The sequence below is a fragment of the Rathayibacter sp. AY1D2 genome (assembly GCF_002932695.1).
Taxonomy (GTDB): Bacteria; Actinomycetota; Actinomycetes; order Actinomycetales; family Microbacteriaceae; genus Rathayibacter.
Genome location: NZ_PSVX01000037.1, coordinates 18994 through 41419, shown reverse-complemented (window position 1 = coordinate 41419; position 22426 = coordinate 18994). Strand labels below are relative to the sequence as shown.

The window sequence follows — 22426 nt, the reverse complement described above, 5'->3', positions numbered from 1 at the left end:
GGGCGTCGCGACCTTCCTGATCGGCTGCCTGCCCACCGCGCTCACGCCCGGCTGGGAGTTCCTCGCTCCGTTCCTGCTCGTGGTGATGCGCTTCTGCCAGGGCCTCGGCCTCGGCGGCGAGTGGTCCGGAGCCGCGCTGCTCGCGACCGAGAACGCACCGGCCGGCAAGCGCGCCATCTACGGCACCTTCCCGCAGCTGGGCGCGCCGATCGGCTTCATCGTCGCCAACGTCCTGTTCCTGGTGCTCGCGAGCACGATGAGCGACGAGACGTTCGCGGCCTGGGGCTGGCGCGTGCCGTTCCTGGCGAGCGCCGTGCTCGTGATCATCGGGCTCTACGTGCGGTTCAAGCTCGTCGAGACGCCCGCGTTCCAGAAGGTCGTCGAGAAGGGCGAGGTCGCCAAGCTGCCCCTCGCCCGCGTCTTCGTCACCAGCTGGCGCCCGCTCATCCTGGGCACCTTCATCATGCTGGCGACCTACGTGCTCTTCTATCTCATGACCACGTTCACGCTGACCTACGGCACCTCGCCCGTCGACGGCGCGGTCCCGGGCCTCGGCTACACGCGCAACGACTTCCTCGTCATGCTGATCGTCGGCGTCGTGTTCTTCGGGATCTTCACGCTCGTCTCCGGCCCGCTCGCGGAGCGCTTCGGCCGCCGGCGGACGCTGCTCGTGGTGACCGCGGCGATCCTCGTCTTCGGTCTGCTCTTCGTGCCCCTGTTCAGCGCCGGCTTCGCGGGCGTCATGGCGGTCCTGATCCTCGGCTTCACGCTGATGGGCCTGACCTTCGGCCCGATGGGCGCCGTCCTCCCCGAGCTGTTCCCGACCAACGTCCGGTACACCGGTTCGGCGATGGCGTACAACCTCGCGTCGATCCTCGGAGCCGCCCTCGCGCCGATCATCGCGGTCGCGCTCTGGAGGGCGGCGGGCGGCAGCACCGTGCTGGTCGGCCTCTACCTCAGCGCCGCGGCCGTGCTGACGCTGATCGCACTCCTGCTCTCCAAGGAGACGAAGAACGCGTCGTACCACGACAACGTGTCGTAGGACTCCCTGCAGAGGACGGCCCGTCGGAATCCCCCGGCGGGCCGTTCGCGTCTCCGCCGCCTCCCTGAGCACCGGGCCCGCCCTCTGGCGGCCTGCTCGCAGCGACGACGGGGCAGAATGGACGGCGATGAGCACCACCACCTCCCGGCGCGGCGGACGACGACCCTCCCGCGACGACGGACCCCGCGCCTCCTTCTCGCAGCTCGTGCCCTACCTGCTCGAGCACCGCGGCATCCTCTCGGTCGTCGTGGTCCTCAGCCTGTTCGGAGCGGCGGCGAGCCTCGGCCAGCCCCTGCTCGTCGGCCAGGTCATCACCCGGGTCCAGTCCGGTCTCGATCTCGGCCCGCTGGTGTGGGCCCTCGTCGGCCTGGTCGTGGCCTCCGGGCTGATCTCGGGCTTCGCGCACTACCTGCTCCAGCGCACCGGCGAGGGGATCGTGCTCTCGAGCCGCCGCCGCCTCGTCGCGCGGCTGCTGCGCCTCCCCATTCGGGAGTTCGACGCGCGCCGCACCGGCGACCTCGTCTCGCGCGTCGGCTCCGACTCCACGCTCCTGCGCGCGGTGCTGACCCAGGGGCTCGTCGACTCGATCGCGGGCTCCCTCGTCTTCGTCGGCGCGATCATCGCGATGGCCGTCATCGACTGGGTGCTGCTGCTGATCATCGTGGCGGTGGTGGCGGTGGCCCTCGGGCTCGCGCTGACCCTCGGCCGCGGCATCCGCACCGCCAGCCGCAAGGCGCAGGAGAAGGTCGGCGATCTGGCCGCGGCCGTCGAGCGCGCCATCAGCGCCGTCCGGACGATCCGTGCCGCCGGAGCCACCGACCGTGAGATCGCGGTCGTCGACCAGCACGCGACGGAGGCGTACCGCCTCGGGATCCGCGTCGCGCACGTCTCGGCCCTCGTGGTGCCGGTGGCGGGGATCGCCATGCAGGTCGCCTTCCTCGCCGTCCTCGGCGTCGGCGGTTACCGCGTCGCGTCCGGCGCGATCGACATCGCCCAGCTGGTCTCGTTCATCCTCTTCCTCTTCATGATGGTGATGCCGCTCGGCAACTTCATCGGCGCCATCACCTCGGTGAACTCGGCGCTGGGCGCCCTCGGCCGCATCCAGGAGATCATCGACCTGCCGATCGAGGGCGACGGCGACGCCTCCGCGGGCGGCCTCGGCGCCGGCGTGGCGGAGGAGGCCATCTCCTTCGAGGACGTGGTGTTCTCCTACGAGGAGGGCGCCGTGCCCGACGCGGCGGCCGTGGCGGACGAGCGCGACCGCACCGTCCTGCGCGGCGTCTCCTTCACCGTGCCGCGCGGCAAGCGCACCGCCCTGGTCGGACCGTCGGGAGCGGGCAAGAGCACGATCCTCGCCCTCATCGAGCGGTTCTACGACCCGGAGGCCGGCGTCGTCCGACTCGGCGGCGTCGACATCACGGCCATCGACCGCGACGCGCTCCGCGCGCAGATCGGCTACGTCGAGCAGGACGCCCCCGTCCTGGCCGGCACCATCCGCGAGAACCTCGTCCTCGGCCGCCCCGACGCCGACGACGCCGACTGCCTCCGGGTGCTCGAGGCGGTGAACCTGACCGACGTGCTCGAGCGCAATCCGCTCGGCCTGCACGCGCCGGTGGGCGAGAGCGGAGTGATGCTCTCGGGCGGTGAGCGTCAGCGCCTCGCGATCGGCCGCGCGCTCCTGGCGGCCCCGCCGATCCTGCTGCTGGACGAGTCCACGTCGAGCCTCGACGGCCTCAACGAGCAGCGCCTGCGCCTGGCGATCGACGCGGTCGCCGAGAACCGGACCCTGCTGGTGATCGCGCACCGCCTGTCGACGGTGGTCGATTCCGACCGCATCGTCGTGCTGCAGAGGGGCGAGGTCGTGGGAGTCGGCACCCACTCCGAGCTCGTCGAGTCGACGCCGCTCTACCGGGACCTCGCCAAGCACCAGCTGCTCGTCTGACGGACGCCGCAGCGGCGTCTCGCGACCGCCGCTGCCTCATGCCGGTCGACCAGCCGCGCAGCGGCGTGTCGAGACGCCCGCACGTCTCGACCGGCAGCCTGCGCCCGCTCGTCCCTCAGCGCGGCGGCAGCCGCAGAGCCCCGTCGAGCCGGATGGTCTCGCCGTTGATCATGGGGTTCTCGACGATGTGCCGCACCAGGGCCGCGAACTCCTCGGGGCGTCCGAGGCGGGCCGGATGCGGCGTCGCCGAGCCGAGCGCCTCGCGGGCCCTGTCCGGCAGCCCGGCGAGCAGGGGCGTGTCGAACGTGCCCGGTGCGATCGACACCACGCGCACGAGCCGGGCGGCGAGCTCGCGCGCGAGCGGCAGAGTCATCGCCGCCACGGCTCCCTTCGACGCGGCGTAGGCCGCCTGTCCGATCTGCCCCTCGAACGCGGCGACGGAGGCGGTCGTCACCAGGACTCCCCGCTCCCCGTCGATGGGCTCCCGCTCGGCGATCGAGGCCGCGGCGAGGCGCAGCACGTTGAGCGTCCCGGTCGTGTTGATCCGCAGCACCCGCTCGAACTGCTCGAGCGGCAGCGGCCCGTCGCGTCCGAGCAGCCGCCCGGGTGTGGCCACGCCCGCACAGCTCACGGCGACGCGCAGCTCCCCCGCCGCCTCCACGGCGCGCGAGACGGCGTCCGGATCGAGGACGTCCCCGGCGATCAGCTGCACGGAGGCGGGCAGGCGCGCGGCCTCCACCGCGTGCGGCAGATCGAGCACGACCACGTGCGCTCCTGCGGCGTCGAGCGCCGTCGCCGTCGCGGCTCCCAGTCCGGACGCTCCCCCCGCGATCAGCGCGGACGTCCCCTCGAGTCGCACGGTCAGCCCGCCGGAGCGGGGGTGGAGTCGGCGTCGGGCTCGTCGGTCGGCTCGCCGCCGGGCTCTCCCGTCGGATCGCTGCTCGGCTCCCCGGACGCGAGCGCCTGCGCCGAGCAGTCGGTCAGGGTGGCGTCGTACGCGTCCCGGGCGCGCTGCGCCGCCAGGCGGACCTCCTCCTCCGCGAGCGGGCTCGCGAGCGGCGGCCGGTCGCTCAGGCCGTAGCGGGCGAGGCAGTCGCTGATCAGGCGGGTCATGCGCGCGCCGCTCTCGGGATCGGCTGTGCCGGTGGGCGCCGGGGCGGCGGTCGCGACGGAGCCGGAGTCGCGGACGGTCCCGTCCGGCACCTCCGCGGCGGGACCGGAGCAGGCGGTGAGGCTCAGTGCGAGCGCGACTCCGACGAGCAGCGCGACGGGCGGGCGGAGCGTCGTGCGCAGGAGCATGGACGACCTCGTTCGTGACGGCTGCGGGCAGGAGTGCGGCCACGGTAGCGCAGTCGATGTTTCCGGCGAGCGCTGGGCGCGCTCTCAGGTCTCAGTGGCACCCCCAACGGGGCACAGGCGCACCTCTCAGGAGGGCTCGGCGAGCGCCCACATCGCGACCGCCGACGCCGCAGCGACGTTGAGCGAGTCGATCCCGTGCCGCATCGGGATCTGGACGGCGACATCGGCGGCGGCGAGCGCTTCGGCGGTGAGACCCTGCCCCTCGGTGCCGAGCACGAGGGCGACGCGCTCCGGAGCGCGGGCGGCGAAGTCCCGCAGGGGCACCGCCTCCGGGGTCAGAGCCATCGCCGCGATCGTGAAGCCCGCGCCGTGCAGGAGCCGCTGCGTCGACGGCCAGTCGCCGACGCGCGTCCAGGGCACCTGGAGGACCGTTCCCATGCTCACGCGGATGGCGCGGCGGTAGTACGGATCGGAGCAGCGCGGCGTCACCAGCACCGCATCGGCTCCGATGGCCCCGACGGAGCGGAAGATCGCGCCGACGTTGGTCGGGTCGACCACGTCCTCGAGCACGACGACGCGGCGCGCTCCCGCGAGCAGGCCGGCCGGGTCGGGCAGCACGGGCCGGTCCATCGCCGCGATCAGGCCGCGGTGCAGGGTGTACCCGGTGAGCTCGGCCAGGAGCTCACCCGTGCCCGTGAAGACGGGCACGTCGAAGCGGCCGACCAGGCGCTCGGCCTCGCCGGCCGAACCGCCGAGGGCGAGCACCGAGCGCGGCCGGTGCCCGGCGGCGATCGCGCGCTCGAGCACGAGCGCCGACTCCGCGATGTACAGGCCGTGCGGGCCGCGGGCGTTCTTCAGCGCGACGTCGGTCGCGTGCGCGTAGTCGCGCAGCCTCGGGTCGTCGAGCGCGGTGACCTCGATCCGCTCCACCGGATCAGGCGAAGGGGTCGGGGGTGAGCGTGTACTTGGTGCTGAGGTACTCGTGGATCCCCTCGAGTCCGCCCTCGCGACCGAGGCCCGATTGCTTCACCCCGCCGAAGGGCGCCGCCGCGTTCGACACCACGCCGACGTTGAGGCCCATCATCCCGGTGGCGAGCCGCTCGATCATCCGCTGACCGCGGGCGAGGTCGCGCGTGAAGACGTAGGACACCAGTCCGTACTCGGTGTCGTTGGCGAGCGCGACGGCGTCGTCCTCGTCGGTGAACGGCACGATCGCGAGGACCGGGCCGAAGATCTCGGTGCGCAGGATCTCGCTCTCCCGGTCGACCCCCGCGAGCACCGTCGGCCGGTAGAAGTGGCCCGCCCCCTCGATCCGATCGCCGCCGGTGAGCAGGCGCGCGCCGCGGGAGACGGCGTCCTCCACCAGCGCGGACGCCTTCTCGACCGCGCGCTCGTCGATCAGCGGGCCGATGGTCACTCCGTCCTCGGTGCCGCGGCCGACGCGCAGAGCGCGCACGCGCTCCACGATCCGCGCGGCGAACTCCTCGGCGATCGACTCGTGCACGAAGAAGCGGTTGGCGGCCGTGCAGGCCTGGCCGATGTTGCGGAACTTCGCGAGCATCGCGCCCTCGACCGCCCGGTCGAGGTCGGCGTCCTCGAACACGACGAAGGGCGCGTTGCCGCCCAGCTCCATCGAGGTCCGCAGCACGTTCTCGGAGGCCTGCTGCAGCAACGTGCGCCCGACGGGCGTGGAGCCGGTGAAGGACACCTTCCGCAGGCGGGGATCCGACAGGATCGGAGCCGACACGGCTCCCGCCGAGGACGTGGTGACCACGTTGAGCACGCCGTCGGGGAGCCCCGCCTCGGCGAGCAGTGCCGCGAAGGCGAGCGTGGTGAGCGGAGTGAGCTCGGCCGGCTTCACGACGACGGTGCAGCCCGCCGCCAGCGCCGGAGCGATCTTCCGCGTCGCCATCGCGAGCGGGAAGTTCCAGGGGGTGATGAGGTAGCAGGGGCCCACCGGGTGCTGCGAGACGATCATCCGGCCGCTGCCCTCGGGCGAGACTCCGTAGCGTCCGCTGATGCGCACCGCCTCCTCGCCGAACCAGCGGAGGAATTCGCCGCCGTACACGACCTCGCCCCTCGCCTCCGCGACCGGCTTGCCCATCTCGAGCGCCATCAGGAGCGCGAACTCCTCGGTGCGCTCCTGCAGGAGGTCGAACGCCCGCCGGAGGATCTCGCCCCGCTTCCGCGGCGCCGTCGCGGCCCACGATGGACCGGCGGCGACGGCGGCGTCGAGCGCCCGGACCCCGTCCTCCGGAGTCGCGTCGGCGATCGAGACCAGGACCGCTCCGGTGGCCGGGTCCTCGACGTCGATCGAGCCGCCGCCGGAGGCGTCCACCCACTCACCGCCGATCAGCAGCTGCGTGGGGATGCGGGCGAGCAGAGCGGTCTCGGCGGCGCGGGACGCGACGGAATCAGTCACAGGAGGGAACCACTTCTTCGGATCGGAGCGCGCAGACCGCGCCAGGAGGAGCTTCTCGTCCTCCCAGTGTAGGACGGGCGATCGCTCCGGGGGCGGGGTCGCCGGGAGCCTCGAGGACCTGCGCCTCCCTGAGCCCTGTGGAGGGACGAGCCCTCAGACGGACCGCTCGACGCGGATTCCCGCCTCCGTGAGCTCGCGCAGCGCCGCGGCACTCGCCTCCTCGGAGACGCCCGCGATCAGGTCCTCGAGCACGCGGACCTCGAGCCCCGCCCGTCGCGCGTCGAGTGCCGAGGCGCGCACGCAGTGGTCGGTCGCGAGTCCCACGACGTCGAGCGCGGTGACGCCCCGCTCCGCGAGCACGGCGCCGAGCTCCTCGCCCGCCTCCGTCGTGCCCTCGAAGGCCGAGTAGGAGGGGCGGCCCTGCCCCTTGAGGATCTGCACGTCGATCCGAGCGGTGTCCAGGGCCGGGTGGAACCGCGCGCCGTCCGTGCCGGCGACGCAGTGGACGGGCCAGCTGTCGACGAAGTCCGGCTCCACCGCGAAGTGGCCGCCGTTGTCGGAGTCGCCCTCGTGCCAGTCGCGGGAGGCCAGCACCGCGGAGTACCGGTCGGCGTGCGCCGCCAGATGCGCGGTGATGCCCTGGGCGACGGCCGCGCCGCCTGTGACGGCGAGCGCGCCGCCCTCGGTGAAGTCGTTCTGCACGTCGACGATCAGGAGTGCGGTGGTCATCGTGGGCCTTCCGGGAGGAGGTGGAGAGGAGGAGCGGGAGGTCGACCCGTCCGGGTCAGGAGTCGGAGAGCGAGGATCCGCAGCGGTAGACGCCCGTCACGAGGGTGTCGATCGCGGTCTTCGCCGAGTCGGAGACGTCGCCGAGAGCGTAGACCGCGAAGGTCAGCTCGGTGCCGTCCGCCGCGGTGACCACGCCGGCCAGTGTGTAGCCGGTGTCGATCCAGCCCGTCTTCGCGCGCACCGCGCCGTCGGCCGCGGCGTTGTCGCCGGCGAAGCGGTCGGAGTAGGAGAGCGAGCCCGTCCGGCCCGACACCGGCAGGCCGTCCAGGAGGATCCCCAGCTGCCCCTCGCGGGCCTGCACCTTCCGGAGCAGCTCGGTGAAGTACGCCGGCGCGACCGCGTTGTCGTCGCTCAGGCCGGAGCCGTCGACGATCGCGATCCCGGACGTGTCGACGCCGTAACCGGCGAGCCCCTGCAGCACACCGGCCTGCTCGGCAGCGAATTCGCTGCCCGCGCCGGTGCGGATCGCGACGAGCCGCGCGAGCATCTCGGCGATCGCATTGTCGGAGACGAGCAGCATCTGCTGCACGAGCGTGCCGACCGGAGCCGACTCCACCGTGCCGAGAACCGCGGCGCCCGCGGGAGCGGTCCCGGTGGAGACCACGGGCGAGCCGTCCAGCTCGTCGGCGAACGCCTCTCCGGCCCGGCCGACCGGATCCGTTCCGCGCTCGGAGGTCGAGGCCGTGGGGTCCTCGCGATCGCCGTCCACCTGGAGCGCCGTGATCTCGGGCATGTAGCCGTCGACCTGCTCCTTGCGGTTCCAGCTCGGCTGCCAGGTCTCGCCCGAGTAGAGGGAGGAGTCGAGCACCAGCGACGTGATCGGCGTCCCGGCGGTGGACGGGTCCGCCTCCCAGGCGCTCTCGACCTGCGCCGCGAGGTCGTCGAGGTGGGCCGCTCCGGCGTAGGTCGACTCCCGGCCGGTCGGGAGCCGGGTCAGGGTGAGGTCTCCCCCGCCGACGAGGACGACGCTTCCGGGCTCGCTCCCGCGGACCACGGTGGTGGCGATGCGCGTGTCCGGGCCGAGGACCGCGAGCGCCGACGCGGCCGTGAGGATCTTGAGGGCGGAGGCGGTGCGGGACGCGGTCCCGCCCCCGCGGTCGAACAGGACCTCGCCCGTCGCGGCGTCGACCACACGCGCCTGCATCGAGCCCAGGCGCGGGTCGGCGGCGAGCCCCGCCACCGAGCAGGTGCGGAGCGCCTCGGCCGCCGCTTCGGCGGTGGGCCGCGCCGTGGCCGTCGGCGTCGGTGCGGGAGTCGCGGTGGCGGTCGGGGTCGAGACGACGGGCAGCGCCCCGGGCTCCGCGGCGCTGCCGAGGGCCGTCCCCACGCCGAAGGCGCCGCCACCGAGCACGGCGGCCACGAGCACCGCGGCGACCACGAGAGTGCGGCGACGGCGGGGAGGAGGCGTGTCGGTCATCCGCAACAGGGTAGCGACGCGAGTTCGACGCGACCTGGACGCCGCGGATGAGGCCGGGAACTCGCGGATCCGGCCGGGACGTCGCGGATGACGGGAGAGGGAGCCGCCTGTGGGAATCGAACCCACGACCTTCTCATTACGAGTGAGACGCTCTGCCGACTGAGCTAAGGCGGCGTGCACGCGGGGCCTGAGCCCCGGACACGATTACACAGCATAGCCTGCTCGCGCCCCCGGGCGTGAATCAGGACGGCGCGGTCGAGCAGAGGCTCCGCGACGGCGGCGGCGACCGCCGCGCTCGGCTCAGGCGAGCGCGCCGCGGAGCTCCTCGAAGGAGCGGGCGATGCGTCCGGGCAGGGCCTCCCGGCCGTCGTGATCGACCCAGGCCGCCCAGGCGTGGCGGACGGCGGCGAGCCCGAGGAGCGTCAGCATCCGCGCCCGGCTGCGCACCCGCTCCGCGTCGTCGTCCTCCTGGCCGAGACGCTCGGCGACGAGCCCCTCGACCGCGAGCTCGAACTCGCGCATGCCCGCGATCTTCAGACCGACCAGATGCGGGTGCTCGCGGAAGAGCGCGCGGCGGAGGACGTGCAGCTCCCGGTCCTCCTCGAGCGGCTCCTCCATCGCGGCGACGAAGACCCGCTGCAGGTCCTCGAGCACGGCGCCCCGGCCCGCGACGAACGCCGCCGCCGTCTCGTCGGCGATGACCGGGAGCCCGCCGACCAGCGCGTCCTCCTTCGAGGCGAAGTAGTTGAAGAAGGTGCGCGTGGAGACGTCGGCGGTGCGCGAGACGTCGTCGATGGTCACGCGCTCCGGCCCGCGCTCGCTAGCGAGGCGGAGGACGGCGATCTCGATCGCCCGCCGCGTGGCCAGGCGCTTGCGCTCGCGAAGCCCGGGCTGCTGCTCGCGGGACCGCTCCTGCTCGGTCAGCACTGCGGATCCACCTCCGGGACGGTCCCCTCGAGCAGGTACGCGTCGACCGCGTCGTTCACGCAGGACGTCGACTTGTTGTAGGCCGTGTGGCCCTCGCCGTCGTAGGTGACCAGGTGACCGGCGGAGAGCTCGCCCGCGAGCGCCTGCGCCCATACGTAGGGCGTCGCGGGATCGTTCGTGGTGCCCACGACCAGGATGGGCGCCGAGCCCTCCGCGGTGATCGGCTCGCGGGAGCCCTCGAACGCCGCCGGCCACTCGCTGCAGAGGATGTCGCCGTAGGCCATGTAGCGGCCGATGGTCGGCGCGGCCTGCTCGAGAGCGGCCTCGTCGGCGCGCATCGAGGCGGTGTCGGCGTCGTAGGAGTAGTCGACGCAGTTGATCGCGAGGAACGCCTCGGTGGTGTTGTCCGCGTACCGGCCGTCCGCGTCGCGCCCGTTGTAGGCGTCCGCGTACTGGAACGCGACCGCGGGGTCGCCCCGGCGGACGCCGGCCAGCATCTCGCTCAGCGCTCCCCACGCCGTGGCGTCGTAGAGCGGGTAGACGATCGCGGTGAACAGCGTGCTCGCGCCGAGCTCCCGGCCGTCGGCGGCCCGGATCGGCGAGGCGTCCACGTCCTCGAGCATGCGCTTCAGCTGGGCCATCCCCGCGTCGACGGTGCCGGTGAACGGGCAGTCGTCCGAGCGGAGGCAGTCGGCGAGGTAGGCGCGCAGTGCGCTCTCGAACCCCTTCGCCTGCTCGCGCACCACGTCGAACGAGGTGGCCGCCGGATCGATAGCGCCGTCGAGGACGAGGCGGCCGACCCGGTCCGGGAACAGCCCGGCGTAGGTCGCTCCGAGGAACGTGCCGTAGGAGTAGCCGAGGTAGTGCAGCGTCTCGTCGCCGAGCGCCGCGCGCAGCACGTCGAGGTCACGGGCGGCGCTCGGGGTGCCGACCTCGGGCAGCAGTGGCCCGCTGCGCTCCTGGCAGGCGGCGGCGAACGCGGCAGCGGTCGTGCGCTGCGCCTGGATCCACTCGTCGCTGCCCCGCTCCCCCGGCGTGATGTCGTAGAGGTAGGAGTCGAGGCCCGCGGCGTCGAGACAGGAGACCGCGGTGGAGGCGCCCACTCCGCGCGGATCGAAGCCGACGACGTCGTACCGGGCGGCGAGCGCGGAGTCGACCGCGTAGTCGGCGCTGTCGCGGATGAAGTCGACGCCCGACGCTCCCGGTCCGCCCGGGTTCACGAGCAGGGAGCCGATCGCCGGTCCCTTCGTCGCGGGTCGGCGCACCAGGGCGATCGACGCCGTCTCCCCCGAGGGGTCGTCCCAGTCGAGCGGGACTGTCGCGTCGGTGCAGAGAGCGCCGTCGCCGCAGTCGTCCCAGACCAGCACCTGCGAGTAGTAGCGCTCCAGCGAGTCGTCGACGGTCTGCGGATAGGGGGTGGAGGTCCGGTCGACGCTCGGGCCGGGCGCGAAGCAGCCGGTCAGGAGGGACGCGGCCGCGGCGAGCGCGACGACGACGGCCGACCGGCGCCCCCGCCTCACGCGGCCACCGGGCGGCGCGCCGCAACGACGAGCAGCGCCTCGAGAGCGAGGACCGGGGAGACGTTCGCGTCGATCCGCTGCCGGGCGGTCGCGATCGCGTCGAGGACGGCGAGCGTGCGGTCGGGCGGAGTCGCGTCGGCGAGCGCGGTCATCTCGGTCCGGACCTCCTCGTTGATGACGCCGCCGGGCGCTCCGAGCTGGAGGCGCACCACGTCGCGGTAGAGGGAGAGCAGGTCGACGAGGATCCGGTCGAGGCCGTCGCGGAGGCTCCGCGTCGCGCGTCGCTTCTGATCCTCCTCGAGCGCCCGCAGCTGCGAGCGGAGCCGCGCGGGCACGGTGCCCCCGGGCTCGACGCCGAGCGAGCGCAGCGCCTGCTGCCGCTCGGCCTCGTCGCGCTCGAGGGTGATCGCCTTGGCGTCCTCGGTCGCGACCTCGATCATCCGCGCAGCGCCGAGCACCGCGTCCGAGACGCCGCGGAGGCGCAGGGCGATGCGGAGCGTCTCCTCGCGGCGCTCGCGCGCGTTCGCGTCGGTCGCCAGGCGGTGCGCCATCCCGATGTGGCTCTGAGCCTGGCGGGCGGCGCGCTCGGCGGTCTCGGGGTCGACCCCGTCGCGGCGCTCGAGGAGACCGGCGACGTCCTCGATGCTCGGCACGCGGAGCCGCACGGAGCGGACGCGGGAGCGGATGGTGGGGAGCAGATCGGCCTCGCTCGGGGCGCACAGGATCCAGACCGTGCGCTCCGGCGGCTCTTCGAGCGCCTTCAGCAGCACGTTGGACGTGCGCTCGCTCATCCGGTCGGCGTCCTCGATGACCATGACGCGGTAGCGCGACACCGAGGGCGAGTACTGCGAGCTGCTGACCAGCCGCCGCACCTCGTCGATCGAGATGATCACGCGCTCGGTGGTCAGCACGGCGAGGTCGGGATGGGAGCGGGCGGCGACCTGGCGGCAGTCGGGGCACTCCCCGCAGCCGCCGTGGCGGCAGAGCAGTGCGGAGGCGAACGCGTAGGCGAGGTTCGAGCGGCCGGACCCGGGAGGGCCGGTGATGAGCCAGGAGTGCGTCATCGACGACGACTCCCGGCCACGGTCGTCCCGGGGCGTCGAGGCGTCCTGCAGGGCGCCGATGGCGTGCTCCTGCCCGACGAGCTGGCTCCAGACGGTCATGCCACCAGGCTAACCGCGAGCACCGACAGCCGACGCACCGTCGAGGAGCGCGGCGACCCGCTCCCGCACCGCGGCCGCGATCTCCTCGACGGGGAGAGCGGCGTCCACGACGAGGAAGCGCTCGGCGTCCGTCTCGGCGATCGCCAGAAACGCCTCGCGCACGCGCCCGTGGAACTCCGCCTTCTCGGCCTCCAGCCGGTCGAAGCGGGTGCGGGCCGCGTCGAGCCGGCCCCGCGCGACGGCGGGGTCGAGGTCGAGCAGGACGGTGAGGTCTGGCCTCAGGTCGTGGGTGGCCCACTCCGAGAGCCGCCGGACCTCGACGGCGTCGAGGACCCGCCCGGCTCCCTGGTAGGCGACGGAGGAGTCGATGTAGCGGTCCTGCACGACGACCTCGCCCCGCTCGAGCGCCGGTCGCACGAGCGTCCCGATGTGCTGGGCGCGGTCCGCCGCGTAGAGCAGGGCCTCGGCCCGCGGATCGATCTCGCCGCGGTGGTGCAGGACGATCTCGCGGATCTGCAGGCCCACCTCGGTGCCCCCGGGCTCGCGGGTGCGGACGACGGTCTCGCCCCGCGTGCCCAGCCACTCCTCGAGCAGCCGGGCCTGCGTGGTCTTGCCCGCGCCGTCCCCGCCCTCGAGGGTGACGAACAGCCCGGTCACGACTCGGTCGCGTCCGACGTCTCGGCGGCGGCCGCCGCGGCCGCGCGGCTCGCGGAGGTGGCGCGGGGCGCGGCGGGCTTCTTCGCTGCGGTCGTCTTCTTGGCGGCCGCGGCCGTCTTGGCCGCGGTCGTCTTGGCCGCCGTCGTCTTAGCCGCCGTCGTCTTGGCCGCTGTCGTCTTGGCCGCCGTGGTCTTCGCCGCGGGCTTCTTGGCCGGCGCGCGCTTGGCCGGAGCCTTCTTGGCCGGGCCCTTCGCGCGCTTGTCGGCGAGCATCTGGACCGCCTGCTCGAAGTCGATCTCCTCGATCGTGAGGCCCTTGGAGATCGTGACGTTGGTCTCGCCGTCGGTCACGTAGGCGCCGAAGCGTCCGTCGCGGATCCGGATCGGCTTGCCGCTGACGGGGTCCGCCTCGAACTCCTTCAGCGCGCTCGACGCGCGTCGCGCCCCGTACTTCGGCTGGGCGAAGATCTCGAGCGCCGTCGGCAGGTCGACCTCGAAGATCTGGTCCTCGCTGGTGAGCGACCGGCTGTCGGTGCCCTTCTTGATGTACGGGCCGTACCGGCCGTTCTGAGCCGTGATCGGCTCGCCGCTCTCGGGGTCGTCGCCGACCGTGCGCGGCAGGTCGAGCAGGCGCAGCGCCGTCGCCAGGTCGATCGACGCGACGTCCATGGACTTGAAGAGGGAGGAGGTGCGCGGCTTCACGACAGCGGGCTTCTTCGCGCCGCGCTTCGCGGGCGCGGGCTCGACGACTTCCCCGGTGGCGGGATCCGCCGCGGTCTCCGGCTCCGGATCGACCTCGGTCACGTAGGGGCCGAAGCGCCCGTCCTTGACGACGACGGTCTTGCCCGAGTCGGGGTTGCTTCCCAGCACGCGGTCGGTCTGCACCGGGGCGTCGACGAGCTCCTGCGCCTTGGCGGGCGTGAGCTCGTCGGGAGCCAGCTCGAGCGGCAGGTTGACGCGACGCGGCGTCTCCTGCCCCTCCTCCTGGGCCACCTCGAGGTAGGGGCCGTACTTGCCGATGCGCAGGGTGATGTCGTCCGTGATCCGGACGGAGTTGATGCTCTTCGCATCGATCTCGCCGAGGTTGTCCACGACGTGTCGGAGCCCGGGGTGCGTGCCTCCGCCGAAGTAGAAGCGGTTGAGCCAGGCGACGCGGTCCTCCTCGCCGCCGGCGATGCGGTCGAGGTCGCCCTCCATCTCGGCGGTGAAGTCGTACTCCACCAGGTCGGAGAAGAAGTCCTCGAGCAGCCGGACCACCGAGAAGGCGATCCAGTTGGGCACGAGGGCGGTCCCGCGCGGAGTGACGTAGCCGCGGTCGACGATGGTGGAGATGATCGACGCGTAGGTCGAGGGCCGGCCGATGCCGAGCTCCTCGAGCGCCTTGACCAGGCTCGCCTCCGTGTAGCGCGGGGGCGGCGAGGTCTCGTGGCCCTTGGCCTCGACCTCGGCGACGACCAGGCTCTGGCCGACCTCGAGCACCGGCAGCTTGGCGTCCTTCTCGTCGCGGGCGCCGTGACGCTCCTCGTCGCGCCCCTCCTCGTAGGCGAGCAGGAATCCGCGGAAGGTGATGACGGTTCCGGAGGCGGTGAACTCGGCGGTCTTCGCGACGTCGCCGGCCGGCTCGGCGAGCAGCGTCACGGTGGCGGTCGAGCCCTTGGCGTCGGCCATCTGCGAGGCGACGGTGCGCTTCCAGATGAGCTCGTAGAGGCGGAGGTCGTTGCCGCGGAGGGTGCCCGAGAGCTGGTCCGGGGTGCGGAAGGTCTCGCCCGCGGGCCGGATGGCCTCGTGCGCCTCCTGCGCGTTCTTGTTCTTGCCGGAGTACAGGCGGGGCTTGTCCGGGACGGTCTCGGCTCCGTAGAGGGACGCGGCCTGAGTGCGTGCGGCGTTCAGCGCCTGCTGCGAGAGCCCGGGCGAGTCGGTCCTCATGTAGGTGATGAAGCCGTTCTCGTAGAGCGACTGCGCGACGCTCATCGTCTGGCGCGCCGAGAAGCGGAGCTTGCGCGCCGCCTCCTGCTGGAGCGTGGACGTGGTGAACGGGGCGGCGGGGCGGCGCGAGTACGGCTTGGACTCGAGGTTCGAGACCCGGACCGTGGTGGCGGGGTCGCGCAGCGCCTCGGCGAGGGCACCGGCGGTGGACTCGTCGAGGACGGTGACGTCGCCCTTCAGCTGACCGCGGTCGTCGAAGTCGCGGCCGCTTCCGATCCGCTTGCCGTCGAGCCGCGCCAGGCGGGCGTCGAAGCCCGCCGCGGCGTCCGACTCGGGTGCGAGCACGGTGGCGAGGTCCCAGTAGCTCGCCGACACGAACGCCAGGCGCTCCCGCTCGCGGTCGACCACCAGGCGGGTCGCGGCCGACTGCACCCGACCGGCCGAGAGCCCGGGGCCGACCTTGCGCCACAGCACGGGCGAGATCTCGTAGCCGTAGAGGCGGTCGAGGATGCGGCGGGTCTCCTGGGCGTCGACCAGGGAGGTGTCGATGTCCCGGGTGTTGTCGCGCGCCTTCTGGATCGCGTCCTTCGTGATCTCGTGGAAGACCATGCGGTGCACGGGGACCTTGGGCTTGAGCTCCTCGAGGAGGTGCCACGCGATGGCCTCGCCCTCGCGGTCCTCATCAGTGGCGAGGTAGAGCTCGTCGGCGTTCTTCAGCGCGCGCTTGAGGTCGGCGACCGTCTTCTTCTTCTGGTCGGAGACGACGTAGTAGGGCTCGAAGCCGTTGTCGACGTCGACGGAGAACTTGCCCAGCGGGCCCTTCTTCAGCTCCGGGGGGAGGTTCTTCGGCTCGATGAGGTCGCGGATGTGCCCGACGGAGGCGAGCACCTCGTAGCCGTCGCCCAGGTACTGGGCGATGGTCTTGGCTTTCGCCGGCGACTCGACGATCACCAGCTTCTTCGTGCCGGACACAGTTCTCCTCGATTGGTGCTGTCGGGTCGGACGACCAGTGGTCCGACGTCCCCTGCTGCGGGGAGACGGTGCGCGGCGACGTGGTGCGGGGAACGGCGACGCGTCCCCGTCGGCGGGGGCGCCCGACAGGCACACCATACACACTGACCCCGGACGTCCTGCCCCCTCCCGAGGACACGGGGACCTCGGGAGGACGCTGGACACGGCCTCGGAGCCGCCTGCCCGGCCTGCCGTCGGCGGGGGTGACGCGCGGCGCCGATCGGCGCATGATGAGGCATGGCAACGACGCACACCACCACGACTTCCGCCTACACGGCCAAGCTCCTCGACGGACCGCTGGAGGGCAAGACCCTCCGCCGGGGATACGGCGACGATCAGGCCCCCGCCGCACGCCTCGAGATCCCCGGGGCGAGGGCGGGCTCCCGCTACATCTACCTCCTCGCCGGGGGCCTCGAGCACGACGAGGGCGCGGGCGCCCTGCCGACCGCCGCCGCGTACCGGTACCAGCGACTCTCCTCCGACTGACGCGCTCCCGCGGCGTCGTCCGGACCTCGGTCCGGACGACGCCCGCTGCTGCCTCCGCCCTCAGGGCGGCGGGCCGGCCCTCGACCGCGCCGTGAGGGAGAGCGGACCCGCGGCGACGGCCGCCTCCGTTCTCGCGACGCCCCCGTCGACGTCGCAGAGGACGAGCTCGGCGCCGTTCGCGCGGGCCACGGCGGCGGCACGTCCGCACGGATCCCCGGCCAGCAGGCCGGAGGCGACGTCGGCCGCTGCCAGGGACGAGGCGTCCGCGGCGGCGACCGCTCGCTGGTGCCCGACGACTCCTGCGCAGCCGGCGAGCACGGCGGCCGTCACCAGGATCGTGCCCGCGACGACTCCGATCGCCACGACCGCGGCCGATCCCTCCTCCCGGTCGCGGACAGCCCCGGGGAGCCGGCGGATCATCCGCCTCCGCCCAGCGCGCAGGACCGGACCGAGACCGGGAGCGACACCGCCGGGAGCGGGCGCAGCCGGGCCGCGACGTCGACGCAGACCAGTCCGTCCTGCTCCCCCGCCGTGAGCGACGCCCCCGCCACCCGGGCGAGCGGCGTGCGGGGGTCGTCGCCCCGGGCCGCGGACCGGGCCGCGTCGGCGGCCGCGTCGACGAGCCGGACGTACTGCGCCGAGGCCGCCACCGACCCCAGGCACAGCGCCAGTACTGCGACCACCGCCGGGAGCACGAGCGCGAGCTCGGCAGTGGCCGAGCCCTCCTCCTGGACGAGCCGCCCGCGCAGCAGCGGAAGGCCTCTCATCCCGCCGCGGTGAGCGCTCGGGTCACCAGGTCGGTCAGGATGCTCCGCACCTCGTCGCCCTTGAGGATGACCACGAGCAGCCCGGCGAAGCCGACCGCGGCCATCGTCGCGATCGCGTACTCCGCCGTCGCCGACCCCTCCTCGTCGCCCAGAGCGCCGAGACCTCCCCACCCGGGTCGGCGCCACTCGACGCGCCCCGCGGAGACGTCGGACGCCGCACCTCCGCCGCTCCTCGAGCCCCGGCTCGTTCCGGCCACACCACTTCCCGCATCCCTCCTCCTACCGAGTCCTCGACTCCGGGAGACTTCCCCGCCGCTGATCGCCGTGTCACTGCTCATGTGTCCTGCTCCGTTCCGCCCCGCTCCGTGCCCCTCCTCCGAGGATCGCGGACTCCCGATCCCACCGATCGACCCTCCGGTGGATCCGTGGAGACGCCTCCCGATCCCGCCCCTGTGGAGGAGCGGTCGACCGAATCACGCCGCCACCGAGAACGTCGAGAGCAGCACCGAGACGACCATCGGAGCCACTCCGAGCAGCAGGAACGCCGGCAGCACGCAGACTCCGAGCGGCAGCATCAGGGTCACGCCGAGCCGAGCGGCTCGCTCCCGCGCCCCGGAGGACGCCCGTGCCCGGACCAGAGCCGCCTCGCTCCGGAGCAGGCGTCCGGCCGGCACGCCCGCCGCCGCGGAGAGGGCGAGCACCGGGTCCGCGTCGGAGAGCACGCGCTCGCCCGAGTCGAGCCCGCACTCGGCGAGCGCCGCCACGACCCGGGCGCGCGACGACTCGATCGAGCCGCCACCGGCCAGCGCCACCGAGAGGAGGTCGAGCGCGAGCCCGGGCGCCGGATCGGCCGGGGCCGCGCTTCGGACGAGGCGCCGCGACCACGCGTGCGCGGCCGCCATCAACCCGGCTCCCCCGACCAGGCAGACCGCACCGGGCACCGTTCCGAGGAGCACGCCGACCACGTCGAAGCCCAGCAGCGCCCCCAGACCCAGCGCCGCCAGCGGCAGCGCGCTCACGACCCTCCCGGTGGCGGAGGGACCGGCCAGAGCCACCTCGATGTCCCGGCGGGCGCGCGCCAGCTCGCGCAGGGACTCCGCCAGCTCGCCGAGAGCGGCGGCGACCGGCGCGCCGGAGTCGGCGGCCACCCGCCACGCGGCGGCCAGCGCCGCCCACGCGGTCGCCTCACCGGTGTCCGGCGCTCGCCGTCGCGGCCGCTTCCGCTCCGAGCAGCTCCGCCGCGAAACCGGCGTCCCGCGCAGCAGCGCCTCCGTCACGTCGCCCCCGCGGCCGGCCTCCTCCGACACCGCCCGGAGCAGTCGCCGCCGCCGCGCGTCCCCGCTGTCCGCCCCTTCCGCCCCCGCGAGATGCCCGAGGGCCGACGCGGGAGCCACTCCCGCCGCGAGGAGGACGGCCAGTCGGTGCACGACGGCCGCGACCTCGTCCAGCCCGTCGCGGCCCGTCACGCGCTCGACCTCGAGGCGCTCGGTAGCGACCCGTCCTCGACCCGCAGGCGGCCGGCCGCGTCGAGCGCGAACGTCCCGAATGCCGCCAGCCGCCGCCGCCCGGCGCGGCGCTCGAGGTGGAGCACCAGGTCGATCGCGCTGACCGTCTGGCGGGCGATCGCCTCGGGCCCGAGCCCTGCGAGGACCCCGAGCGCCTCGAGACGCGCGGGCACGTCCTCGAGGGAGTTCGCGTGGAGGGTCCCCGCACCGCCGTCGTGCCCGGTGTTCAGCGCGGACAGCAGCTCGCGCAGCTCGACGCCGCGGCACTCGCCGAGGACCAGGCGGTCCGGACGCATCCGCAGCGCCTCCCGCACGAGCCGGTCCAGGCCCACGGCACCGGCGCCCTCGAGGTTGGGCTGCCGCGCCTCGAGCGAGACGACGTGCGGATGCGCGGGCCGGAGCTCGCCGACGTCCTCGATGGCCACGATCCGCTCGGTCGGCGCCGCGCACCCGAGCAGGGCGCCGAGCAGGGTGGTCTTCCCCGATCCGCCCGCTCCCGTGATCAGCAGGTTCCACCGCTCGCGGACCGCCCGGCGCAGAAGCCGCACTCCGTCGTCGTCCAGCATCCCGGCCGCCTGCAGCTCCCCGAGCGTCCAGGAGTCCGACCGCGGCACCCGCACCGACACGAGCGCTCCCCCGGTCGCCACCGGCGGCAGCACGACGTGCACGCGGACCCCGTGGCGGAGCCTGACGTCCACGCACGGGCTCGCCTCGTCGACGTGCCGTCCACCGGCCGCGACCAGCGCGACGGCCAGCCGCCGTGCTCCGGCGGCGTCGAGCGTCCACTCCGGAACCCGCTCCGCACCACCGCCCCGGTCGATCCAGAGGCCCGCGCCGCCGTTCACGAAGAGGTCGGTCACCGCGGGGTCCGCGGCGTGCGGCGCGAGCAGCCCGAGACCGGCGGCGGCGGGCCGCACCGGCAGCGGGTCGCGGCGGTGCTCGGCGGGGACGAGGGGGACGAAGTCGCGGGTCATCCCGGCACGCTATGAGCCCGTTCCGCGCGCCGGGGCGCTCCCTGCCCGATCGGAGGAGAGACGCCCGCGTCGGCGCCTGTGGAGGAACGACCCGGGCCGGACGCGCGCAGGGGCGGCCCGGGGCTCTCGGCAGGGAGCCGCTCCGAGGAGGGGCCCCACGGCGCAGAGAAGCCCAGTCGTCGAGGAGACGTCCCGGCAACGCGGAAACGCCCCCGCGAGCAGGGCTCGAGCGGGGGCGTCCCTCCGCCGGATCCGGCGGGAAGAAGGGGGCGGCACCCATTGGGGGGAACAGGTGCCGCCTCGGCGGCGCTGGATTGGGGGGAATCACTTGCGCCGCTGGGCCGAAGTTCATTCGGCCGTATGCAACTGTAGGGGACGGATCGCGATTCGCCAAGCCCGGATCCTGTTCTCTGCGGACTCTTATCCGACACCCGCCCCGCACCCAGCTTGCTGCGCTCGGCGACCCGCGCTGGAGGCGGGCGCTACGGTGGTGCGACGCCGACCGCGCGGGCCGGCGAACGTCTCACTCGCGAAGGAGCGAATCGCAGATGTCCACTCCCCCCGACGCCCCGGCCGCCGACCGGAACGCCATCGACAACCTCCTCCACGAGACCCGCCGGTTCCCGCCGCCGGCCGATCTCGCCGCCGGAGCGGTCGCGACCGCCGCGCTCTACGACGAGGCCGCGGCCGACCGCCTCGCCTTCTGGGCCGACCGGAGCCGCGAGCTCCTGCACTGGCACCGACCGTTCACGCGCACCCTCGACTGGAGCGAGCCCCCGTTCGCGAAGTGGTTCGACGACGGTGAGCTGAACGTGGCCTACAACTGCCTCGACCGCCACGTTCTGGCCGGCCACGGCGACCGCGTCGCCCTGCACTGGGAGGGCGAGCCCGGCGACTCCCGCTCGATCACCTACGCCGAGCTCACCGCCGAGGTGAAGCGCGCCGCGAACCTGCTCACGAGCCTCGGCGTCCGCGCCGGCGACCGCGTCGCGATCTACCTGCCCATGATCCCGGAGGCGGTCATCGCGATGCTCGCCGTCGCCCGGCTGGGGGCGGTCCACTCCGTCGTCTTCGGCGGCTTCAGCGCCGAGAGCCTCCGCGCGCGCATCGACGACGCGGAGGCGACACTCGTCATCACCGCCGACGGCGGCTGGCGCAAGGGCGCCGTCTCGCCCCTGAAGCCGGCGGTCGACGCCGCGCTCGCCCTCGGCGGCGAGTCCAGCGTCCAGCACGTCCTGGTCGTGCGCCGCGGAGGCAACGAGGTCGCCTGGCACGAGGGGCGCGACCTCTGGTGGCACGAGGAGATCGTGGCGGTCGACGCCGACCACGTCGCCAAGCCGTTCCCCGCCGAGCAGCCCCTCTTCATCCTCTACACCAGCGGCACGACCGGGAAGCCCAAGGGCATCCTGCACACCAGCGGCGGGTACCTCACCCAGGTCGCCTTCACGCACCGCGCGGTCTTCGACCTGCACCCCGAGTCGGACGTCTACTGGTCGACCGCGGACGTGGGCTGGATCACCGGGCACAGCTACGTCGTCTACGGCCCGCTCGCCAACGGCGCCACCCAGGTGATGTACGAGGGCACTCCGGACAGCCCGCATCCCGGCCGCTGGTGGGAGATCGTCGAGAAGCACGGCGTGACGATCCTCTACGCGGCGCCCACGGCGATCCGCTCCTTCATGAAGCTCGGCCGGCAGATCCCGCAGCGCTTCGACCTCTCGAGCCTGCGCCTGCTCGGATCGGTCGGCGAGCCGATCAACCCGGAGGCGTGGGTCTGGTACCGCGACGTCATCGGCGGCGGCCGCACCCCCATCGTCGACACGTGGTGGCAGACCGAGACCGGCGCGATGATGGTGTCCCCCCTGCCCGGGGTGACGACTCTCAAGCCCGGGTCCGCGCAGGTAGCTCTGCCGGGGGTCTCGATCGACGTGGTCGACGACTCCGGGACGCCGGTCGGCGCCGACGAGGGCGGACTGCTCGTGATCACCGAGCCCTGGCCGGCGATGCTGCGCGGCATCTGGGGCGACCCGGAGCGCTACGTCGAGACCTACTGGTCGAAGTTCGGCGACCGCTACTTCGCGGGTGACGGAGCGCGTCGCGACCAGGACGGCGACCTCTGGCTCCTGGGGAGAGTGGACGACGTGATGAACGTCTCCGGCCATCGCCTCTCGACGGCCGAGATCGAGTCGGCCCTCGTCTCGCACCCGGTCGTCGCCGAGGCGGCCGTCGTGGGAGCCGCGGACGAGACCACCGGCCAGGCCGTGGTCGCGTTCGTGATCGCGAAGGCGAGCCAGGCCGAGGCGCTGGCCCACGGACACGACGAGCTCGAGGCCACCCTGAAGGCGCACGTCGCCGAGCACATCGGCGCGATCGCCCGCCCGAAGCGGATCTTCGTGGTGCAGGAGCTGCCCAAGACCCGCTCGGGGAAGATCATGCGCCGGCTGCTGCGCGACGTGGCGGAGGGACGTGCCGTGGGCGACACGACGACGCTCGCGGACACGCAGGTGATGGCGGTGATCTCCTCCGCGATCGCCGCGGACTGACCGGGCGCCGCCCCCTCCCGCCGCGTGGGCCGGAGGG

At 73.6% G+C, this 22426-nt stretch carries 20 protein-coding genes and 1 tRNA gene; 4 read left to right on the top strand and 17 right to left on the bottom strand.

The annotated features are described in order from the left end of the window. Together C5D04_RS11185 and C5D04_RS11180 are read left to right on the top strand one after the other, a co-directional pair. Positions 1-1042, top strand: a 1042-nt coding sequence (locus tag C5D04_RS11185; RefSeq protein ID WP_104347701.1) for an MFS transporter, incomplete at its 5' end; no start/stop codon positions are given. A 127-nt stretch (positions 1043-1169) separates the two neighbouring features. Next, positions 1170-2984, top strand: a complete 1815-nt coding sequence (locus tag C5D04_RS11180) for an ABC transporter ATP-binding protein (RefSeq protein ID WP_104257639.1) — start codon at positions 1170-1172, stop codon at positions 2982-2984. A gap of 115 nt (positions 2985-3099) precedes the next feature. Here C5D04_RS11180 and C5D04_RS11175 read toward each other — a convergent pair whose 3' ends face one another. The 12 genes from C5D04_RS11175 to topA all read right to left on the bottom strand — a co-directional run bounded on the left by C5D04_RS11175 (position 3100) and on the right by topA (position 16075). Next, the gene (locus tag C5D04_RS11175; protein ID WP_104295519.1) at positions 3100-3843 is read right to left on the bottom strand and encodes an SDR family NAD(P)-dependent oxidoreductase; all 744 of its coding nucleotides are present in this window, start codon (positions 3841-3843) and stop codon (positions 3100-3102) included. 2 nt (positions 3844-3845) lie between these two features. After that, complete coding sequence (locus tag C5D04_RS11170; RefSeq protein ID WP_104347700.1) at positions 3846-4283, bottom strand: hypothetical protein; 438 nt, start codon at positions 4281-4283, stop codon at positions 3846-3848. A 126-nt stretch (positions 4284-4409) separates the two neighbouring features. Then, entirely contained in the window at positions 4410-5213 is an 804-nt protein-coding gene (locus C5D04_RS11165; protein WP_104295520.1) for an RNA methyltransferase, read from the bottom strand. A 4-nt stretch (positions 5214-5217) separates the two neighbouring features. Next, a complete protein-coding gene (locus C5D04_RS11160) occupies positions 5218-6705 on the bottom strand; it encodes an NAD-dependent succinate-semialdehyde dehydrogenase (protein ID WP_104295521.1) in 1488 nt (495 codons plus the stop codon). A 153-nt stretch (positions 6706-6858) separates the two neighbouring features. Beyond that, entirely contained in the window at positions 6859-7434 is a 576-nt protein-coding gene (locus C5D04_RS11155) for a nicotinamidase (protein WP_104227241.1), read from the bottom strand. A 55-nt stretch (positions 7435-7489) separates the two neighbouring features. Continuing rightward, on the bottom strand, positions 7490-8911 hold the full coding sequence (dacB, locus tag C5D04_RS11150; RefSeq protein ID WP_104295522.1) for a D-alanyl-D-alanine carboxypeptidase/D-alanyl-D-alanine-endopeptidase: 1422 nt from the start codon (positions 8909-8911) through the stop codon (positions 7490-7492). Between the two features lie 101 nt (positions 8912-9012). Then, a tRNA-Thr gene (locus tag C5D04_RS11145) sits at positions 9013-9085 on the bottom strand. A 126-nt stretch (positions 9086-9211) separates the two neighbouring features. Further along, positions 9212-9838 (bottom strand): TetR/AcrR family transcriptional regulator, encoded by a 627-nt coding sequence (locus C5D04_RS18245; protein ID WP_219815024.1) that lies wholly within the window; start codon positions 9836-9838, stop codon positions 9212-9214. Further along, on the bottom strand, positions 9832-11358 hold the full coding sequence (locus tag C5D04_RS11135) for an alpha/beta hydrolase (RefSeq protein WP_104233728.1): 1527 nt from the start codon (positions 11356-11358) through the stop codon (positions 9832-9834). Before C5D04_RS11135 ends, C5D04_RS18245 begins: the two co-directional genes overlap by 7 nt. Further along, positions 11355-12521: a DNA polymerase III subunit delta' gene (locus tag C5D04_RS11130; RefSeq protein ID WP_104347699.1), complete on the bottom strand. Its 1167-nt coding sequence runs from the start codon at positions 12519-12521 to the stop codon at positions 11355-11357. Before C5D04_RS11130 ends, C5D04_RS11135 begins: the two co-directional genes overlap by 4 nt. A gap of 9 nt (positions 12522-12530) precedes the next feature. Continuing rightward, complete coding sequence (tmk, locus tag C5D04_RS11125) at positions 12531-13178, bottom strand: dTMP kinase (RefSeq protein ID WP_104233730.1); 648 nt, start codon at positions 13176-13178, stop codon at positions 12531-12533. Further along, entirely contained in the window at positions 13175-16075 is a 2901-nt protein-coding gene (topA, locus tag C5D04_RS11120) for a type I DNA topoisomerase (RefSeq protein ID WP_104233731.1), read from the bottom strand. Before topA ends, tmk begins: the two co-directional genes overlap by 4 nt. Positions 16076-16351: 276 nt before the next feature. Between topA and C5D04_RS11115 the strand changes: the two genes are divergently transcribed. Further along, positions 16352-16600 carry a hypothetical protein gene (locus C5D04_RS11115; protein ID WP_104222197.1) on the top strand — a complete coding sequence of 83 codons (249 nt, stop codon included), beginning with the start codon at positions 16352-16354 and terminating at the stop codon, positions 16598-16600. 60 nt (positions 16601-16660) lie between these two features. On the opposite strand, the gene C5D04_RS11110 is transcribed toward C5D04_RS11115, so the two are convergent. The 5 genes from C5D04_RS11110 to C5D04_RS11090 form a co-directional block, all read right to left on the bottom strand. After that, positions 16661-17020, bottom strand: a complete 360-nt coding sequence (locus C5D04_RS11110; protein ID WP_104222195.1) for an Rv3654c family TadE-like protein — start codon at positions 17018-17020, stop codon at positions 16661-16663. Next, a complete protein-coding gene (locus tag C5D04_RS11105) occupies positions 17017-17367 on the bottom strand; it encodes a TadE family type IV pilus minor pilin (RefSeq protein ID WP_104233733.1) in 351 nt (116 codons plus the stop codon). The genes C5D04_RS11110 and C5D04_RS11105 overlap by 4 nt, the downstream gene beginning before the upstream one ends. After that, positions 17364-17519 carry a DUF4244 domain-containing protein gene (locus C5D04_RS18700; protein WP_258068897.1) on the bottom strand — a complete coding sequence of 52 codons (156 nt, stop codon included), beginning with the start codon at positions 17517-17519 and terminating at the stop codon, positions 17364-17366. The genes C5D04_RS11105 and C5D04_RS18700 overlap by 4 nt, the downstream gene beginning before the upstream one ends. Positions 17520-17840: 321 nt before the next feature. Next, on the bottom strand, positions 17841-18833 hold the full coding sequence (locus C5D04_RS11095; protein WP_104347697.1) for a type II secretion system F family protein: 993 nt from the start codon (positions 18831-18833) through the stop codon (positions 17841-17843). Beyond that, positions 18830-19846 (bottom strand): TadA family conjugal transfer-associated ATPase, encoded by a 1017-nt coding sequence (locus C5D04_RS11090; RefSeq protein ID WP_104237723.1) that lies wholly within the window; start codon positions 19844-19846, stop codon positions 18830-18832. The genes C5D04_RS11095 and C5D04_RS11090 overlap by 4 nt, the downstream gene beginning before the upstream one ends. 548 nt (positions 19847-20394) lie before the next feature. Here C5D04_RS11090 and acs point away from each other — a divergent pair. Beyond that, the gene (acs, locus tag C5D04_RS11085) at positions 20395-22389 is read left to right on the top strand and encodes an acetate--CoA ligase (protein ID WP_104347696.1); all 1995 of its coding nucleotides are present in this window, start codon (positions 20395-20397) and stop codon (positions 22387-22389) included. The last annotated feature ends 37 nt before the right edge of the window (positions 22390-22426 follow it).

Bases quoted from the DNA above. Each gene is read 5' to 3' on its own strand.
- C5D04_RS11180 (WP_104257639.1), top strand. From the start codon at position 1,170: ATGAGCACCACCACCTCCCGGCGCGGCGGACGACGACCCTCCCGCGAC.
- C5D04_RS11170 (WP_104347700.1), bottom strand. From the start codon at position 4,283: ATGCTCCTGCGCACGACGCTCCGCCCGCCCGTCGCGCTGCTCGTCGGA.
- C5D04_RS11155 (WP_104227241.1), bottom strand. From the start codon at position 7,434: ATGACCACCGCACTCCTGATCGTCGACGTGCAGAACGACTTCACCGAG.
- dacB (WP_104295522.1), bottom strand. From the start codon at position 8,911: ATGACCGACACGCCTCCTCCCCGCCGTCGCCGCACTCTCGTGGTCGCC.
- C5D04_RS11130 (WP_104347699.1), bottom strand. From the start codon at position 12,521: ATGACCGTCTGGAGCCAGCTCGTCGGGCAGGAGCACGCCATCGGCGCC.
- C5D04_RS11115 (WP_104222197.1), top strand. From the start codon at position 16,352: ATGGCAACGACGCACACCACCACGACTTCCGCCTACACGGCCAAGCTC.
- C5D04_RS11110 (WP_104222195.1), bottom strand. From the start codon at position 17,020: ATGATCCGCCGGCTCCCCGGGGCTGTCCGCGACCGGGAGGAGGGATCG.
- C5D04_RS11105 (WP_104233733.1), bottom strand. From the start codon at position 17,367: ATGAGAGGCCTTCCGCTGCTGCGCGGGCGGCTCGTCCAGGAGGAGGGC.
- C5D04_RS11090 (WP_104237723.1), bottom strand. From the start codon at position 19,846: ATGACCCGCGACTTCGTCCCCCTCGTCCCCGCCGAGCACCGCCGCGAC.
- acs (WP_104347696.1), top strand. From the start codon at position 20,395: ATGTCCACTCCCCCCGACGCCCCGGCCGCCGACCGGAACGCCATCGAC.